Below are 16,661 nucleotides of genomic sequence, written 5' to 3' on the forward strand. Positions count from 1 at the left end.
CGTCGGCGTCCACGACCTCGAAGGCCCGCACGCTGTCGGAGGCGAAGCCGTAGCGGCGGCTGAACCAGCCGACCCCACCGCCCAGGGTGTAGCCGGTCACGCTGACCCCCGGCGCGCTGCCCGCCAGACCCGCCAGGCCCAGCGGACCGGCCGCCGCCAGCACCTCCCCCCACCGCACACCCGCGCCCACCCGGACCACGCGCTCGTCGGCGCGTACCTCCACCTCGTTCAGCAGGCCGGTACGCAGCAGGATCAACCCGTCCACATCACCGGAGGCGCCATGCCCGCTCGGCTGCGCGCTCACCGTCAGACCCGCCCGCCGCGCGTAGCGCACGAGCGCCGCCACGTCCTCGGCGTCCGCCGCCTCCGCCACGGCAGCCACCGGCTGCCTGACGGTCAGGTTCCACGGGGTGGCCGCCTGTTCGAAGCCGTCGTCGTCGGGCAGGAGCACGCGCCCCTTGAGGACACCGCGCAGATCGTTGATCGTCATCGTCGTCTCCCTTATTTCGAGTACTCATGAATGCGTGGCGTCGCCGGTGCCATCACCGTTCGTCGTCGTCGACGAAGTGGTTGTCGTGGGCTTGGTGAAACCGGCTCTGGTCCCGCTCGTTCACGGTGGCGAGCCGCGCGAAGTACTCCTCCCGGGGCACGCCCGGTGAGAGCGCCATGAGGAGGGTGGCAGGTTCGGCGCGCTGCTTCCGGAGCGCGTGCACCTCACCCCGCGCGGCGTGCGCGGTGTCGCCGGGCCGCAGGGTGCACCACACCCGCCCGTCGAAGTAGTCCACTTCACCGTCCTCGACGACGAAGGTCTCGCTGAAGGTCGTGTGGAAGTGCGGGGCGGGTCCACGGCTGGAGGGCGACATGCGCCACCGGTAGATGCTCACCGTCCCGTTGGTCTCCGCCGGGCCGGCGAGGACTTCGATGGTCGATCCGCCGGTGCCCAGCCGGATCGTTCGGTTCTGCCGGGCTCGCTCGGGCCGTTCGCGGGAGCAGTCCATCGGCTTCGTGTCCGTCATGGCCCGAGTCTCGGGGCACTGCCGCTCCGCTCGCGCTCATTTCGGCGGTGGCCTAACAATAGGGAGGTGATCCGCTACCGATTGGGCGCTGGTGCCGCGAGCGTGCGATGGGCGATGTCGCCGATCCACGAGGTGGTCAGCCTTGCCCGGTTGTTGACCGAGCCGCAGCGTCACCCGGTGTTCCACCAGTGGCTCCGCCGTCGCCGGCACCGCCTCGCGGACCTGGATCTGAGCGCGCTCACGGTGTTCATGGCCGATGGCGCGTATCGACCCGACTTCCTCGACCCGTCGCCGATGTCCAGTGAGCCGACCTTCGAGGAGGGCATGGACGCCCTCCTCTCCACCCCGGCGGACCAGGTCCACGCCGAGCTGGTCGACGCCACGATCGGACATGGGGCGGAGGCAGGCCGCCGGCTGCTCGACGACCCCGACCGAGCCAGGCTGGAGGCCGCCGACGCGGCGCGCCGCCTGTGGAAAGCGGCCATGGAGCCGGAGTGGCCGTCCATGCGGCAGGCGCTGCGTGCCGAGATGCTCGACCGGGCCATCCAGGTCAACCGCGAGGGGCTGCGCGCCGTCCTTCCGCGTCTGCACCACTCCGCGGCGTGCGAAGGCGACACCGTCACCGTCGAGTCGGCCGTCGACATCGACGTCGACTGCCCCGAGGGACTCATCATCGTTCCGTCGCTGTTCATCACCGACCGCGTGCAGTGCACCACCTCGGAGCACTGGACTCCGGCGATCTATTACCCGGCGTCCGGGCGGTACCTCTGGGCGGCCCCTCCCACGCCGAGGTCCCTTGACCGGCTGCTGGGAACGACGCGATCGAGGATCCTGGCCGCGCTCACCACTCCGCTGCAGACGACCGTCGTGGCCGGGCTGGTGAACGTCACCGCCCCGACGGCCAGCGAACACCTGGCGATCCTGCGGGACGCCGGGTTGATCGACAGCAGCCGGGCCGGTCGCACGGCCACGCACGAGCTGACCACGGCTGGACGTGCTCTCCTGGAGGCGGCCGCGCCGCGACCATGACCGGCCTGGGAGCGGGTCACGGACGTGACCGCCCCGGGCCGCCGCGGTCCGTGACGGCGTCCGCGACGGCGTCCGCGGTGGTGCCGGTCTCGGCCAGGCCGAGGCGGACGGCCTGGTCGGCGGCGGCGGCGCGGCTGGGCGCGCCCAGCTTGGCGAGGATCGCCGAGACGTGGTGGCCGGCCGTCTTGACGGAGATGAAGAGCCTGGCGGCGATCTCGGCGTTGGTGTGCCGGGCGCACAGCAGGGCGAGCACCTCGCGCTCGCGCCGGGTCAGCCCGCAGGGATGCTCCCGCGTGGCCGCGCGCGGCCCGGCCGGCAGCGAACGCACGCCGAGCCCGCGCAGCCGCCGCCTGACGATGCGCGCCGCGGGCAGGGCGCCGAGGTCGGTCAGGACGCGCAGGGCCTCGCGCAGCTCCGGCTCGCCGCTCGCGCCGGACAGGGCCAGCGCGGCGTCGTAGCCGCAGCCCAGCTCGTTCCAGGCCCGCGCCGCCCCGGCCGGGTCGCCGTCGAGCTCCAGCCGGTACGGCCGCGGGAACGCCCCTCGCGGAGTGCGCGGGGAGCCGGTGCGCAGCAGCCAGACCGCGACCGCGCCACGGTCCCAGGCGTCGCAGGAGGCGGCCACGTCGTGGGCCAGCTCCGCCTCGCGCCGGGCCTGGCCCGTCCTGCCCTCCAGCCAGTACGCCTCGGCGCGGGTCAGCCGTACCGGCACGATCTGCTGCGGCTCGCCGGTGCGGTCGGCCAGCTCGGCCGCCTCGTCGAGGTGCCGCCACAGGCCCGCTTCGCCGCGGCGGGCCAGGACCGAGCCGATCCGGCGCATCGTGCACATGCGGTTGGACGGGGAACGGCCCACCGTGGCCAGGATGGCGGCGCTGACGGCCAGCGACTCCTTCCAGCGTCCGGTGCGCTCCATGACGGTGGCGTGCTCGCCGCGCAGGCAGGTGCCGTAGGTGGGCAGGTCGTGCTCGTCGCAGTAGGCGATGCCCTCGGCCGCGCACCGTTCCGCCTCGGCGAAGCGGCGCCGGCCGCTGTGCAGGGCGACCAGGTTGGCGTACGCGCGGCCCGCCTGGTCCTGGTGGCGGCCGGCCAGGGCGACCTCGAGCGCGCGGCGCATCTGCTCCTCCCAGGCGCCGCCGCGTAGCCAGGCGCACGCGGCCCGGGTGTTGAGGGCGTCGCTGAGCACGTCGGTGGCGCCGAGCCGCTCGGCCAGTTCCTGGGCGCGCAGCGCCAGGGGCTCGGCCAGGTGGTGCTCGTAGCGCAGCATCCGGTGGTTGGCCAGGGTGGCGTACGCCCAAGCCAGCTCGATGCCGTCGCCGAGTGGTTCCAGGACCGCCACGGCGGCCTCGGCGGCGCCGACCTCGCCGTGGCACAGGTTCCACTTGATGCGTGACAGCCGGCGCAGCGCGGTGCCCTCCCGCAGCCGCTCGCCCGCCCGGCGCCACTGCGCCAGCGCCCGCTCGCACGCCTCGGCCGCGTCCTGCCACTGGTCGAGCAGGGCCGCCTCGTCGGCCAGCTCTTCGCACAGCTCGGCCACGGTCGCGGCGTCGGCCTCGTCGGCGAAGCGCAGCGCTCTGCGGTACTGCGCCGCCGCCTCGCGGTGGGAGGCCAGCCAGGCGGCGCGGCGGGCGGCGGCGGGCGCGTGGCGCAGGACCGCGGCGGCGTCGCCGGCCGCCTCGGCGTGGAAGGCCATCCGGGCGTCGTCGTCACAGCCCAGCGCGGCCAGCGCCGCCAGGAGCAGGCCGTGGGTGACGCGTCCGCGGCGGGCGGGCAGCGCCCCCTCCACCGCCAGCCGGGCGATCTCGTGGCGGAAACGCAGCCATTCGCCGTCGCCGGTGACCAGCCCGCACGCCAGCAGCTCGTCCACGGCCGGGACCGGGCACGGGGTCACCGCCTCCAGCAGCCGCCACTCCACCCGGGTGCCCGTCAGCGCCGCGACGTCGAGCACCTGGCGGGCCGCGCCGCTCAGGCGCGCGGCGCGCGCCAGCACCGCGTCCCGGGCCGAGCCGGGAACCCCGTGCAGGCCGGCCTGGACGACCTCCGTCACGTAGAACGGGTTGCCGCCGGTCAGCCGGTGCAGCGCGCCGGCGTCGGCGTCGCTGCCGCCGGCCAGCTCACGTACCGCCCGGGTGGACAGAGGGGCCAGGCCGATGCGCCTGGTCGTGCGCTGCGAGGCCAGGTCGCCCAGCGTGACGCGCAGCGGGTCGGCGGCCGAGAGACCGTCGTCGCGGTAGGTGGCCAGCAGCAGCAGCGCGCTGCCGCGCAGCCGCCGGCCGAGGAAGCGCAGCAGGTCGAGAGTGGCCTCGTCGGCCCAGTGCACGTCCTCCACCACGACCACGTCCAGGCTCGCCGGGTCGGCGACCTCGCGCAGCAGCCCCCGGAACAGCTCCTCGCGTCCGGCGCCGGCCCGGCACAGCTCCAGCAGCGGGCCGCCGAGCTGCTCGGCCACGTCGAACAGCGGCCCCAGCGGGCGTGGGGTGAACAGCCCGTCACAGGCCCCCCACGACCAGCGCGCCGCCGGCAGGTCCTGCTGGAACCGCTCGACCAGCGCCGACTTGCCGACCCCGGCCTCACCCGCGACCAGGACCAGCCGCCCCTCGCCCCGCCGGGCCTCGGCCGCGTACTCGGCCAGCGACGCCAACGACGTCTCCCGCTCCAGCAAGCGCATCCCCGTAGTATCCGCCACCGCCGGGCGGCTGGTAAGGGATCTCCTCGACGGGGCGGTGGCCGTGTGCCGGCCCGCCGGACGGCGCGTCAGAGCGCCGGTGCGGCGGCGCGTACGAAGTCGGTCAGCGGCTGGGGCGTGACCTGCGGGTACCTGGCGTTGTCGAGGGTGTCGAACTTGCCCTTGCCGCTCACCATGCACCACTGGTACTGCAGCGCCACGTAGTCGAACGGGTTCTGAGTGAGCGCCGCCCGACGGGTGATCTCCGCGCGCAGGTCGTCGGCGGTGCCGAGGTGGCGCAGCCGCAGGGTACGACCGGAGCCGCGCTGGACCGCGTCGTGGAACTGGCGCATCGACAGGACCTCACCGGCGAAGCGCAGCGTGCCGGTGGCGGCCGGGTCGAGGGCGACGGCAGCGGTGTAGGCGGCGGTGTCGGCCACCGAGGTCAGATCGAGCGGCTGGTCGGGGTCTCCCCAGTGGGACAGGGTGCCCTGCTCCCAGTCGATGAGCCCCATGAAGCCGGTCATCACCTCGTAGAAGGCCCCGTTGAGCACGGAGACCACCTCGAGGCGGGTGCCGGCGGACGCGGCGGCGGCCTGCCGGCGCCAGTCGATCATGAAGTTGTCGCCGTCGTCGAGCTTGGTCACGTCGACGGCGAAGTCGGACGGGATGAACCGCTGGGCGCCGGCCTTCTCCGCGGCGCGCACGAGGTTGGCCTGCCCGTCCACGATCACTTCGGGGCCGCCCTGCACGGCCGAGATCACGGTGGTGGCGTCGCCGACGGCCTCGGCCAGCCGCTCGGCCGGATCGGTGATGTCGCCCTCGACCAGCTCCAGGCCGTCGGCCCGCAGGGCGGTCAGTGCGCGCTTGCGTTCCTCGCCGGCGCCGGGCCGCACCAGGGCCCGCACGGGGGCGTCCTGGTCGAGAAGGGCTCGGACGATCCGGCCGCCGAGCAGTCCGGTGGCGCCGGCCACGAAGATCTTGGGGAGAGAGGACATGGTGTGTGCACTCCTTGCCGGAGGTCGAAGGGATATGGCCCGCGGGTCCCCGTGACGGGGACGCAGGGGTGTTTCGGGGAGGGAATCAGGGGATGAGCAGGGTCTTGCCGACGGTGCCGCGCGCCTCGATGGCGGCATGCGCGTCGGCTGCCCGCTCCAGCGGGAAGCTCTGGCCGATCACCGGCGTGAGGTGCCCGGCCGCGGCCAGCTCCAGGACCTCGTTCACCAGGGTGCGGGCGAGGGCGGGCCTGCCCCAGATGAGGCCCGCGCTGAACCCGGTCAGGGTCAGGCCCCGGCCGGCCAGTTCCATGGGCCCGACCTCCAGCGGCGTGCCGCTGGAGAAGCCGAACACGATCTGGCGTCCGCTGCCCGGTGTGAGCAGCTCGAACGACGCGCGTCCGAGCGCTCCGCCGACATGGTCGAAGACCACGTCGATCGAGCCGCCCACGGCGTCACGGGCCCGGGCCGTCCAGTCGGGCAGCGTGTAGTCCACCACGTGGTCGGCACGCAGCCTGCCGAGCAGGGAGAGCTTGTGCTCCCCGCGCGCCGCCGCGACGACCGTCGCCCCGGCCCGTTTGAGCAACTGCACCAGAACCGTGCCGACGGCTCCCGCGGCCGCCAGCACCAGGACCCGGTCACCGGCGCTCACGCGGGCCACCCTGACCAGGCCCTGGGCCGTGACGCCGTACCGGTAGAGGGCGACGGCCTCGGGCAGGCCGATGCCGTCGGCGAGCGGGACGAGGGTGGCGGCGGGGACGACGGCGGTCTCGGCGTACCCGCCCAGGCCCGTGGTGCTGGCCAGGACCCGCGCGCCGATCAGGGCGGTGTCACCGCCGGGACCGACCTCGGCGACCAGTCCGGCGACCTCCTTGCCGAGGATCACCGGCAGCGGCGCGCCGCCGAGCGCGCCGCGCATCGTCCCCGCCCGGACCTGCGTCTCCAGGAACTGGACGCCGACCGCGGCCACCCGCACCGCGACCTCGCCCGCCGCCGGCCTCGGTGTGGGCACGTCGGCGACCCGCAGCCGGTCCGGTGGCCCGAATTCGGGCAGCACGACAGCACGCATGGGACATCACATCCTTGGTGAAGAGACAGGGGTGGGGTGGGCGCGGCGATGGGACACGCGGACGGCCGCGCCGCGTCCGGGCACGCGAGGACCGGGAACGGCGGGAACCACGGCAGCCCTGGCCGGGGCCGGTGGCAGTCGGCCGCCGCGGGCGGTAGGGGCGGCGAGGTGCGGAGGACGGCAGGCGGCGCCTGACGTCTGCCCGTCCGCGTGGAGCCGGGTAGGTGGATGGACTTGGGTGGGCGGACTTGGGTGGGCGGACTTGGGTGGACGGAGCCCTAGGTCCCGGCGCGGGCGGCGGCGGAACCGTGGGGTCTCGTCACCCCTTCTTGATCGCTTCGCTGAGCGCGCCGAGGCTCGCGGCCAGTTGCTCGACCTCGGCCGCCTCCCAGTCCGCCAGCAGGGCGGCGACGGCGGCCGCGCGCGCCTTCCACAGCTGGCTGATGGCCAGTCTCCCGGCCCGGGTGACGCTCACCAGTTGGGCGCGGGCATCGGCCGGGTCGGGCCGGCGTTCGATGAATCCGCGCGCTTCCAGGCGTTTGGCCGGAGGTGACAGGGTGGACTTGTCCACCTCCATCAGCTCGGCCAGGGCCGACAGCCGCACCGGCGCGTGCAGCGACACCTGGGCCAGCAGGGTGTAGTCCCCCAAGGACAGCTCCAGCCCCGAGGACGCCATGATCTTACGCCGCGTGGCCGGGGAGAACATCCAGTTGCCGACGGTGGCCAGCGCCGCCGCCACTCCGTCGACGGCCTCACGCCGCGGGCGATCGAGGCCGTCGTTGCCGGCCGGCTCTTGTCCCATCCTCGCACCACTCCCGAATGGTTGGTTGTGCCAAACCAACTATCCCGCATCGGGAGACTCGATGCAAGTGCATGCACCAATCACTCCCGTGACGTCGTTCACGAAGCGAGGGTGACCTCGGCCAGCTCACGCCAGTCGCTCCGCCGCCCCTCGCCGGTCGCCTCGGCGAACGCGGCCTCGCCGAGGCGCTCGCGCGCCCGCTCGGCGATCCTGGCGACGTCCGGCTGCGAACGGTCCGGCGTGCCGCGTACGACGTCGCTGGCCGCGAGCAGCCGTACGGCCTGCTCGTGGTGGCCCTGGCGCAGCGCCAGATCGGCGATCCCGACCAGCACACCGGCGAGCGCCGGCGGATAACCGTGATCCACGGCGGCGCGGAACGCCTCGGCCCGGTACCCGCGCGACTCCTCCAGATCGTCGGCGAGGTAGCCGCGCAGGTCCATGGTCTCGGCGCGCACGGAGCCGACTCTTTGCGCGTCCTCCAGCACCGCCCGCGCCGTGGCCAGGAACTCGCGCGCCTGGCCCGGCTCGCCGCGCCAGCGCGCCAGCCCCGCCTTGCGCAGCGCCAGCTCGGCCAGCGAGTCCGGCCAGACGATGCCGCCCGCGTACCGCTGCGCCTCGGCCATGGCGCGGGCGCTGGCTCGCTCGTCGCCCGCCAGCCAGTACAGCTGAGCCAGCCGCGCCCGCACGCTGACCACGTCCTCGGTCGCGCCGACCTCGGTCAGCGCCACGGCGGCCTCCTCGTAGTGCTCGCACGCGCGGGCGAACGCGCCGCGCATGGCCAGCCGGTCGGCCAGGAAGGTCAGCGCGTACGAGATCCCCATCCGGTCGCCGATCGCGCGGAACTGCGCGAGGGCGATCTCGGCGTCGGCGTCGACGTCGGTCTCGTCGGCGCCGAGGGTGAGCCGCAGCCGGCCGCGGGTCAGCCTCGCCTGCGCGCGGACCCACGGATCGCCGTCGGCGATGAGCGGCTCACAGGCGGACAGGAAGTCCATCGGGCCCTGCAGTGTCCGCTCCAGCAGCTCCACGAACCCGAGCAGCGGGCGGCGGGACGCGCTGTGCCGGGCGAGCCGGTGCGCCTCCTGGATCCACTCGCGCGCCTGGTACTGGTCGCCGCCGATCCCGGAGGTCAGGAAGATCGTCACTATGAGGTACGCCATCGCCCGCACGTCGTCGGCGACCTCGCCGTCCAGCGACGCCGCCGCGATGGCCAGCTCGGCGCCCTCGGCCCGGTGCCCGCTGAGGTACCAGAACCAGCCCGCGGCCGCGACCAGCCGCATCGCCTCCTGGGCCCGTCCCTCGGCGATCGCCCAGCGCAGGGCCGCGCCGATGTTGTCGTACTCGGCCTCCAGCGCCGACAGCCAGGTCAGCTGCTCGGCCCGGCGCAGGTGCGGCTCGGCCTGCTCGGCCAGCTCGGTGAAGAAGGCCAGGTGGGCCCGGCGCGCCGTCTCGCTCTCCCCGGCCTCGGCGAGCCGCTGCGCCGCGTACTCCCTGATGGTGTTGAGCATGCGGTAGCGCGGCGCGCCCTCGCCGTCGGCGAACAGCAGCGACTTCTCGACCAGCGCGGTGAGCACGTCGAACACCTGCTCCCCCGCGCGCGCCTCGTCCCCGCAGACCCGTTCGGCCGCCTCCAGGCTCGCCCCGCCGGAGAAGACCGACAGCCGCCGCAGCACGCCGCGTTCGGCCTCGCTCAGCAGGTCCCAGCTCCAGTCCACGACCGCGCGCAGCGTCTTGTGGTGCGCGAGCGCCGTGCGGCTGCCCCCGGTCAGCAGCCGGAAGCGGTCATCGAGCCGGCGGGCCAGCTGATCGACGGACATGGTGCGCAGCCGTGCCGCGGCCAGTTCGATCGCCAGCGGGACGCCGTCGAGCGCCCGGCAGATCCGGGCCATGGCCGCCAAGGTGTCCGCGTCGAAGCCGATGTCCTTGCGCACCAGCTCGGCGCGGTCGCGCAGCAGCCGCATCGCGGGTGAGGAGCCGGCCTCGTCGGGACCGGCTCCCGCCGCGGGCAGCGCGAGGGGCTCGACCGCCCACAGCACTTCGCCGGTGATGCCGAGCGGTTCCCTGCTCGTGGCCAGGATCCGCAGCCTGCGGCACTCCCCCAGCAGCCGGTCGGCGAACGCCGCGGCCTCCTCGATCACGTGCTCGCAGTTGTCCAGGATCAGCAGCATCGTGCGGTCGCGGACCGCGGCGATGAGCCGGTCCATCGGCTCCCCGCCCCGCGCGCCGCCGAGCAGCCCCTGGTCGCGCAGGCCGATCGCGGTCAGCGCGGCCTGCGCGAGCTCACCGCCGGCCCGCACCGAGGCCAGCTCGACCAGCCACGCCCCGTCGGGCAGCTCGGTGAGCATGGTGCGCGCGGTCTCGGTGGCCAGCCGCGTCTTGCCGGAGCCGCCCGGCCCGGTCAGGGTGACCAGCCGGTGCCCGACGGCAAGGACGGCGACCGCGGCGACGTCGTCGTCCTTGCCGACGAAACTCGTCAGCGCGGCGCGCAGGTTCGTCCTGCGGGTGTCGGCCCGCTCGCCCAGCTCGCCCCGCAGCAGCGCGGTGTGCAGCGCGGACAGCTCGGCCGACGGATCTGCGCCCAGCTCCTCGGCGAGGCGCTCGCGCGTGCGCTGGTAGAGGGTCAACGCCTCGTTCCCGCGTCCCGCCTCGGCCAGCGCCCGCATCAGCGCCGCCACGAACCCCTCCCGCAGCGGATGCGTGGCGACCAGCTCGGTCAGCTCGGAGACCAGCTCCGAGCCGCGGCCGAGGCGGATGTCGGCATCCACCCGGTCCCCGAGGGCGGCGAGGTGGAGGTCGTCCAGCCGCGTCACGACGGCGTCGAAGGCGTCGCTGCCCTGCAGGGCGATGTCGGCCATGGCCGTGCCGCGCCACAGGGCCAGGGCCGCGCGCAGCAGGTCCGCCCGCGCCTCCGGCTCGGCGGCGCGGGCCTGAGCGACCAACTGCTCGAAGCGGGACACGTCCACGGCGTCGGGGGCCGCGGCCAGCCGGTAGCCGCCGGAGTCCGCCTCGATCACACCGTCCGGCAGGGCCCTGCGCAGCCGGGACACCAGCGCCTGCAGGGCGTTCACCTCGTCCGAGGGCGGCTGCTCCCCCCAGATCCAGTCCACCAGGCGCGCACGTGTGACGACGCGGCCCGGTTCGAGGGCGAGGGCGGCCAGCAGCGCGCGCAGCCGAACGCCGGGAATCTCCACCAGGGCCCCGTCGTGGTTCCTGACCTCGAACGGTCCGAGCAATCCGACTCTCACAGCAGCAATTGTGCCGTGGCGCCGGCGGCTCCCGGGACGGCCCGAGGAGCCGCGCTCACCGGCCCTTCGTGCCGCGTGGCGACCTGGGCGGCACGGGGCGGGGGTTGTGGCAGATCCCCTTGCCGCCCTGGAACTGCGGGGTCTTCCTGGATGCCCTCGGGGGCGTGATGCGCAGGTTCATGCGCGCTCCTCTCTGTCGGTGATGTTCTGTCCGTCTTGCGACACCACTGAATTTATGACAGACATAAGAATGTGTCAACACGAATCTTGGGTCGAACCTACAGAATTTTGCTACTCCCGGCGTCGTAGTCGGCGAGGTCACTGATCCCGCGGCGGTAGCGGCAGGAGACTCCACCCGCAGGACGCCCCGGAGGCCGCACCCGCACGACGATGGCCGTCATGACACCCCCACCCGGCCGGCCGGCCCCCCACGGCACAGCCCCCCAGACCCCGATCGACCTGTTCGCCTCGTTCATCCACCTGGGCCAGGACGGCACGATCCACACCGGCGGACGGTCCGGCGACCCCGACACCGGAGGCTGGCGGGTTTCCACCTTCCACGCCAGGACCGACGCCGACGTCCACGCCGGCCACTGGCAGGTCCACCCCGAGGCCGAGCAGGTCGTGTGCTGCCTCATCGGCAAGATGCGCCTCTATCTGCGGCCGCGGGGACCGGGCCGGCGGGAGGAGGAGGTCACGCTGACGGCCGGGACCGCGGCCGTCGTCCCGCGCGGACGATGGCACCGCTTGGAGCTGGACACCCCCTGCACCATCATGACCGTCACCCAGCCGCGCGGCAGCCGCCTGGAAGGCCCCCCGCTCGGGTCCGCGTCACCAGCCGCAAGGTGACGCCGTGTGACTGCCGTTGTGCGGTTTGGCCACGGACTCCTTGAGGTGCGGGCATGCGACGCGAATGGGAGATAGAGGACCTGATCGAGTGCTGGAAGCTGGATGAGGAGGAGTTCGCGCTGCTGGCGAACGAATCCGGGGCGACGCGGCTCGGCTTCGGTCTGGTGCGGAAGGTCTTCGAGCTGGAATCCAGGTTCCCTCGCCGGGAGGACATTCCTCGCCCAGCGGTGAGCCAGGTAGGTGATGGCGGCGCGGTTGCGGTTCCAGGTGGCCGGCGCGCTCTCGCCCCACAGGTCGGTGAGCGCGGCGCCGATCTCGGCGTCGGTGATGTCGGCGAGCGGCCGGTCGCAGCCGAGCCGCGCGATGGTGCGGTCGATGGCCGAGGCGTAGGCGCGGTGGGTGTGGGGGTTGGCGGTGCGCGGGGTGGCGAGGAAGGCGTCGGCGGCTGCGGCGAGGGTGACGTCCCCGCCCCGTAGCGCGGTGACCTTCGGGGCGGCGCTCATGCCGGCTGCCGGGCGGCGGCTGCGGCGATGTACCGGATAACGTGCCGGAGTCGCACACCACTCCGGTGAAGAGTCGCCCTGGTCGCCGCACCGCCGTGATCGCTCATGTACGTGATAACACCCCAGATGTTCGCGATCGCGGCACTGACCGCTCTCGGAGTTGAGGAACCTGCGGACAGCCGTTGGCGCTGAGAATGATCTTGACCTCTGAGCAGTGTTAATCGTCCCCGGCGAGGTTCTCGATTCCTCACGTTGTTGTGCCTGTTACCTGGTGATACGCGGTGGGTTTACGTTCTTAGGTCATGCCTGCGGAGTTCTTGTCTGATGAGCAGAGGGGCCGCGTACGGGAGCTTCGAGGAGCTGCCGTCGTCGGATCTGGAGAAGTTCTTCTTCTTGGACGCGTTCGATCGGAACGTGATCGCTCAGTCGCGTCAGGACGCGCATCGTCTGGGGGTGGCGATCCAGATCGGGACGCTGCGGTACAAGGGGTTGTTCTTGGAGGATCCGCTGGCAGTGCCGTGGCCGGTGGTGGACTACCTGGCGGAGCAGTTGGGGATCGCGGATCCGTCACAGGTGAAGCGGTACGGGGTGCGGCCGAAGACGGCGTATGAGCACGCGTGGATGATCCGTGACGCCTACGGCTACTGCGTGTTCGGGGATCGGGAGACGTGGGAGGCGCGGAAGCGGGCGAAGGGGTTCTTGACGTTCTTGCATGGTCGGGCGTGGACGCACGCGGAGGGGCCGACGGCGTTGTTCGACCAGTCGGTGGCGTGGTTGCGGCGCAACCGGATGCTGTAGCCGGGGGTGAGGGTGCTGGAGCGGCTGATCGACACGGTGCGGGAGCAAGCGGATGAGCCTCTGTTCGCGACGGTGGCGCGGCAGGCGTCCCGTGCGGATTCGGGTCTTCCGCGGGCGCTGATGGGGCTGCTGGAGGTTCCGGACGGGTCGCGGTTTTCGGAGTTGGAGCGGTTGCGGCAGGCGCCGAAGCGGCAGTCGGGCGCGGAGCTGGTGCGGGCGTTGAAGCGGGTGGATGACATCGCCCGGTACGGGCTGGGCCGGGTGGAGGTGTCGAAGGTGCCGATCCGGCGGATGAAGACCCTTGCCCGGTACGGGGCGGGTAGTAAGGCTCCGCTGCCGGCCAAGCTGTTGGAGCGCGGCGGACAGCGACGCTGGTGGCGGTGACCCGGTCGTTGGAGGCCGAGGCCATCGACGACTCCTTCGATCTGTTCGCGCTGCTGATGGCCACCCGGTTGATCAGCCCGGCGCGCCGCAAATGGTCGAGGCGGACGCGGATCTGGATCCGGCGGCGCTGTGGACGGCGGTCACCGACCAGGCCGGCGCGACCAAGGAGCAGGTGCTGGCGGCGCTGGACTCCGTCGAGGAGCTGGTCCCTGATGATGACGGCGCGGCGGAGGCCGCGATGCGGGCGGCGTTGGTCGACAAGTACAACACCGTCCGCCCCTTCCTGAAGCTGCTGGGCGAGTCGCAGGCGCTGGGCGCCGCGGCGGGAGGCCGGAAGATCCTGGCGGCGGTGCGGCGGCTTCCGGAACTGGCCCGCCGGCACGTGTCCCGCAAGCCCCTGCTGTCCCAGGAGATCGACACCTTGCTGGTGACGCCGGCGTGGAAGCGGGCGGTGTTCGCCAACCCCGACCTCCCGCAGGGCGCGGTGGACCGTGACGCCTACGTGGTGTGCGTGCTGGAGGCACTGCATCGGGCGCTGGGGGTGCGGGATGTGTTCGCGACGCCGTCACTGCGGTGGGCCGACCCGCGCGCACATCTGCTGAACGGACGGACGTGGGAGGCGATCAGCGAAGACGTGCTGGCATCGCTGTCGCTGACCGACCCGGTCAACGACCATCTGGACGGCAAGCTGCTGGCGTTGGACGCGGCCTGGAAGCAGATGAAGGCGCGGCTGGAGGAGGCGGGCGAGGACGCCCGGATGCGGGTGATCACGCCCGCCGACGGGCGGGCCCGGTTGTCGGTGGACAAGCTCGGCGCGCTTGGGGAGAGCCCGTCCCTGGTGTGGCTGCGCGGCGCGTGCCAGGCGATGCTGCCGAGGATCGACCTGCCCGAACTGCTGCTGGAGGTCCATGCCTGGACCGGGTTCCTGGACGCGTACGTGCATCTGGCCGACATCTCGACTCGGATGCACGGCCTGCCCCGCTCGCTGGTGGCGTTGCTGGTCGCCGAGGCCTGCAACGTCGGCATGGTCCCGGTGATCAAGGACGGGGACGAGGCCCTCACTCGCGGCCGCCTGTCACACGTCGACCAGAACTACGCGCGGACCGACACCCACGCGGCGGCGAACGCGATCCTCATCGAGCACCAGCGGTCCATCACGATCGTGGCGCAGTGGGGCGGCGGGCTTCTGGCCTCGGTCGACGGGCTACGGTTCGTCGTCCCGGTCCAGACCGTCAACGCCTGCCCCTCGCTGCCGGCCCGAAGCCGGAGGTTGTCACGACTGACCAGGCGTCGGATTCGGACATGGTGTTCGGGATCTTCTCCATGCCCGGCTACCGGTTCGCGCCCGCTTCGCCGACCTGGGTGACCAGCGGTTCTGGCGAGCCGACCTCCCCAGCACCTGCGGCACCCCGAGCGCGGGCAGCGGGCCGGACGAGAGCGCGGTGAGCGATTACGGGCCGCTGGAGGCGATCGCCCGCAACAAGATCAACCGGAAGAAGATCCAGACGCAGTGGTCGGACATGGTCCGCGTCGCGGGGTCGCTGGTCACCAACCAGGTCCGGGCCTACGACCTGCTGCGCATGTTCTCCCGAAACGGGAACCCGACCCCGCTCGGGCAGGCGTTCGCCGAGTACGGCCGCATCGACAAGACCCTGCACCTGCTGTCGATTCTCGACCCGATCGACGACCAGATCCGCCAGCCCTACCGTGATGGCCAGGAGGACCAGTTGGCCGCGCTCGGCCTGGTCGTGAACGCCGTCGCCCTGTGGAACACCCGCTACCTGTCCGCCGCGGTCGACCAGCTCCGCGCTCAGGGCGTCCCGGTCAAGGACGAGGACGTCGCCCGGCTCAGCCCGCTCGGCCACGCCCACATCAACTTCCTCGGCCGCTACGCCATCACCGCCTCCGCGCCCGCCCAGGGTTTGCGTGAACTCGGCCCAATGCCCGAGGCGCATGATGGCGGCGGCGTGTAGCCGGACACCCCTGCGTTCCAAGCGCGACATCTGTGCCGGACATTGCCCGGGGCTCAGCGCCGAGGCACCGCGGTCTCGGCTTCGGCCCTGTTCCGGCGGATCTCGTCGTGATGGTCAGATGCCCAGCCGATCAGTTGTTTGACGATGTCGAGCAGGCTGCGGCTCAGCGGGGTGAGCGCGTATTCCACCCGGGGTGGGACCTCGGCGTAGGCGGTTCGGGTGACCAGGCCGTCCTGGTGGAGCTGGCGCAGGGTGTGGCTGAGCATCCGCTGGGAGATGCCGGGGACGTCGTGCTGCAGGTCGCTGTAGCGCAGCGGGCCGTCCTCCAGGAGCGCGATGATCAGCGTGCTCCATTTGTCGCCGACGCGGTCCAAGATCTCGCGAATGAAGGCCATCTGCTCGGCCGGGATCGCCGCGCAGGGCCCCCGGCTGGCGGCGGGTTCGGTTCCGGCTGCCTGGTCCATTACGCACATTCCTCTCCGTGACGCACAGCAAAGTGCCTTTTGTAAGCCCCTCCATACTGTCCTAATCTGCCGTTACACACAAAAAGTAGGAAGTGTGGCGCACGGAAAGTAGGAATTGGAGGATTCGTGAAGGTCGAGATCTGGGCCGAGATCACCTGCCCTTGGTGCGGGCTGGGCAGCCACCGGCTGGACCGGGCCGTGGAGCGGTTCGAGCACGGCGACCAGGTGGAGGTGATCCACCACTCCTTCCCGCTCAGCTCCGGCTTCCCCACCGACCGGCTGCTGACCGTCCGGGAGGCGTTGGCGAGCAAGCACGGCATCAGCGGCCGGCAGGCCGAGGTGTCCACGCGGAAGATCGAGACGCTGGCCGCGGGCGAGGGCCTGGCCCCCTACCGGGTGCTGGACAACCACGTCGGCAACACCCTCCTGGCGCACGAGTTCCTCGCCCACGCCACCGCGAAGGGCAAGAACCGGCAGGCGTGGGACGCGATCTTCGCCGCCTACTTCGGGAAGGCCGATCCTGTGTTCGGCCTGGACGACCTGCTCCGCCTCGGGGACGAGCTGGGCCTGGACCGCGAGCAGACCCGCCAGGCGCTCACCGAGCGCCGCTACCGCCGGCAGGTCCAGCAGGACGCCGCCCGCGGCCAGCGCCTGGGCGCGACCGGCGCCCCGTTCATCGTCGTGGACGGCCGCTACGGCGTCCCCGGCGCAGGCGAGACCGACATCCTGCTGGAGGTGCTGCGCACCGCCTGGGACGAAACCCACCCGCTCACCCCGGTGACCGGCGGCGACATCCCGGCGTGCGGCCCGGACGGCTGCGCCGTCCCGCCTCGCCCCTGACCGGCACCCCCTCACCCGCAGGCCCACTTCACTTCGAA

The 16,661-nt window shown here is 72.7% G+C and carries 13 protein-coding genes and 1 pseudogene; 5 read left to right on the plus strand and 9 right to left on the minus strand.

The window, feature by feature from the left end:
• Both HT134_RS43085 and HT134_RS43090 read right to left on the minus strand, forming a co-directional pair.
• Positions 1-490 (minus strand): FAD-binding oxidoreductase (locus HT134_RS43085; RefSeq protein WP_175606290.1); only part of this gene is annotated, 490 nt, incomplete at its 3' end.
• A 52-nt stretch (positions 491-542) separates the two neighbouring features.
• On the minus strand, positions 543-1,016 hold the full coding sequence (locus tag HT134_RS43090; protein WP_175606291.1) for a cupin domain-containing protein: 474 nt from the start codon (positions 1,014-1,016) through the stop codon (positions 543-545).
• A 102-nt stretch (positions 1,017-1,118) separates the two neighbouring features.
• Between HT134_RS43090 and HT134_RS43095 the strand changes: the two genes are divergently transcribed.
• Positions 1,119-2,045, plus strand: a complete 927-nt coding sequence (locus HT134_RS43095) for an ArsR/SmtB family transcription factor (protein ID WP_217709072.1) — start codon at positions 1,119-1,121, stop codon at positions 2,043-2,045.
• Positions 2,046-2,061: 16 nt separating this feature from the next.
• On the opposite strand, the gene HT134_RS47415 is transcribed toward HT134_RS43095, so the two are convergent.
• From HT134_RS47415 to HT134_RS47420, 6 genes are all read right to left on the minus strand, one after another.
• Positions 2,062-4,707 (minus strand): AAA family ATPase, encoded by a 2,646-nt coding sequence (locus HT134_RS47415; RefSeq protein WP_175606293.1) that lies wholly within the window; start codon positions 4,705-4,707, stop codon positions 2,062-2,064.
• Positions 4,708-4,793: 86 nt separating this feature from the next.
• Complete coding sequence (locus tag HT134_RS43105; protein ID WP_175606294.1) at positions 4,794-5,702, minus strand: NmrA family NAD(P)-binding protein; 909 nt, start codon at positions 5,700-5,702, stop codon at positions 4,794-4,796.
• Between the two features lie 85 nt (positions 5,703-5,787).
• Positions 5,788-6,768, minus strand: a complete 981-nt coding sequence (locus HT134_RS43110) for a zinc-binding dehydrogenase (protein ID WP_175606295.1) — start codon at positions 6,766-6,768, stop codon at positions 5,788-5,790.
• Positions 6,769-7,087: 319 nt separating this feature from the next.
• The gene (locus HT134_RS43115) at positions 7,088-7,570 is read right to left on the minus strand and encodes a MarR family winged helix-turn-helix transcriptional regulator (protein WP_175606296.1); all 483 of its coding nucleotides are present in this window, start codon (positions 7,568-7,570) and stop codon (positions 7,088-7,090) included.
• A gap of 98 nt (positions 7,571-7,668) precedes the next feature.
• Positions 7,669-10,812, minus strand: coding sequence for an AfsR/SARP family transcriptional regulator (locus HT134_RS43120; protein ID WP_175606297.1), 3,144 nt, complete (start codon positions 10,810-10,812; stop codon positions 7,669-7,671).
• Positions 10,813-10,867: 55 nt separating this feature from the next.
• Positions 10,868-10,993: a hypothetical protein gene (locus HT134_RS47420; RefSeq protein ID WP_281387911.1), complete on the minus strand. Its 126-nt coding sequence runs from the start codon at positions 10,991-10,993 to the stop codon at positions 10,868-10,870.
• A 218-nt stretch (positions 10,994-11,211) separates the two neighbouring features.
• Between HT134_RS47420 and HT134_RS43125 the strand changes: the two genes are divergently transcribed.
• From HT134_RS43125 to HT134_RS43135, 3 genes and pseudogenes are all read left to right on the plus strand, one after another.
• Positions 11,212-11,661 carry a cupin domain-containing protein gene (locus HT134_RS43125; RefSeq protein ID WP_175606298.1) on the plus strand — a complete coding sequence of 150 codons (450 nt, stop codon included), beginning with the start codon at positions 11,212-11,214 and terminating at the stop codon, positions 11,659-11,661.
• Positions 11,662-11,714: 53 nt separating this feature from the next.
• On the plus strand, positions 11,715-12,137 hold the full coding sequence (locus HT134_RS43130; protein WP_175606299.1) for a hypothetical protein: 423 nt from the start codon (positions 11,715-11,717) through the stop codon (positions 12,135-12,137).
• Between the two features lie 329 nt (positions 12,138-12,466).
• Positions 12,467-15,319, plus strand: a pseudogene (locus tag HT134_RS43135) (Tn3 family transposase).
• A gap of 53 nt (positions 15,320-15,372) precedes the next feature.
• Here the strand turns inward: HT134_RS43135 and HT134_RS43140 are convergent.
• Positions 15,373-15,783 (minus strand): winged helix-turn-helix transcriptional regulator, encoded by a 411-nt coding sequence (locus HT134_RS43140; protein WP_217709073.1) that lies wholly within the window; start codon positions 15,781-15,783, stop codon positions 15,373-15,375.
• A 126-nt stretch (positions 15,784-15,909) separates the two neighbouring features.
• Here HT134_RS43140 and HT134_RS43145 point away from each other — a divergent pair, with 126 nt between their 5' ends.
• Entirely contained in the window at positions 15,910-16,623 is a 714-nt protein-coding gene (locus HT134_RS43145) for a DsbA family oxidoreductase (RefSeq protein WP_175606301.1), read from the plus strand.
• Positions 16,624-16,661: the final 38 nt, after the last annotated feature.

The organism is Nonomuraea rhodomycinica (assembly GCF_013363995.1).
GTDB lineage: Bacteria > Actinomycetota > Actinomycetes > Streptosporangiales > Streptosporangiaceae > Nonomuraea > Nonomuraea rhodomycinica.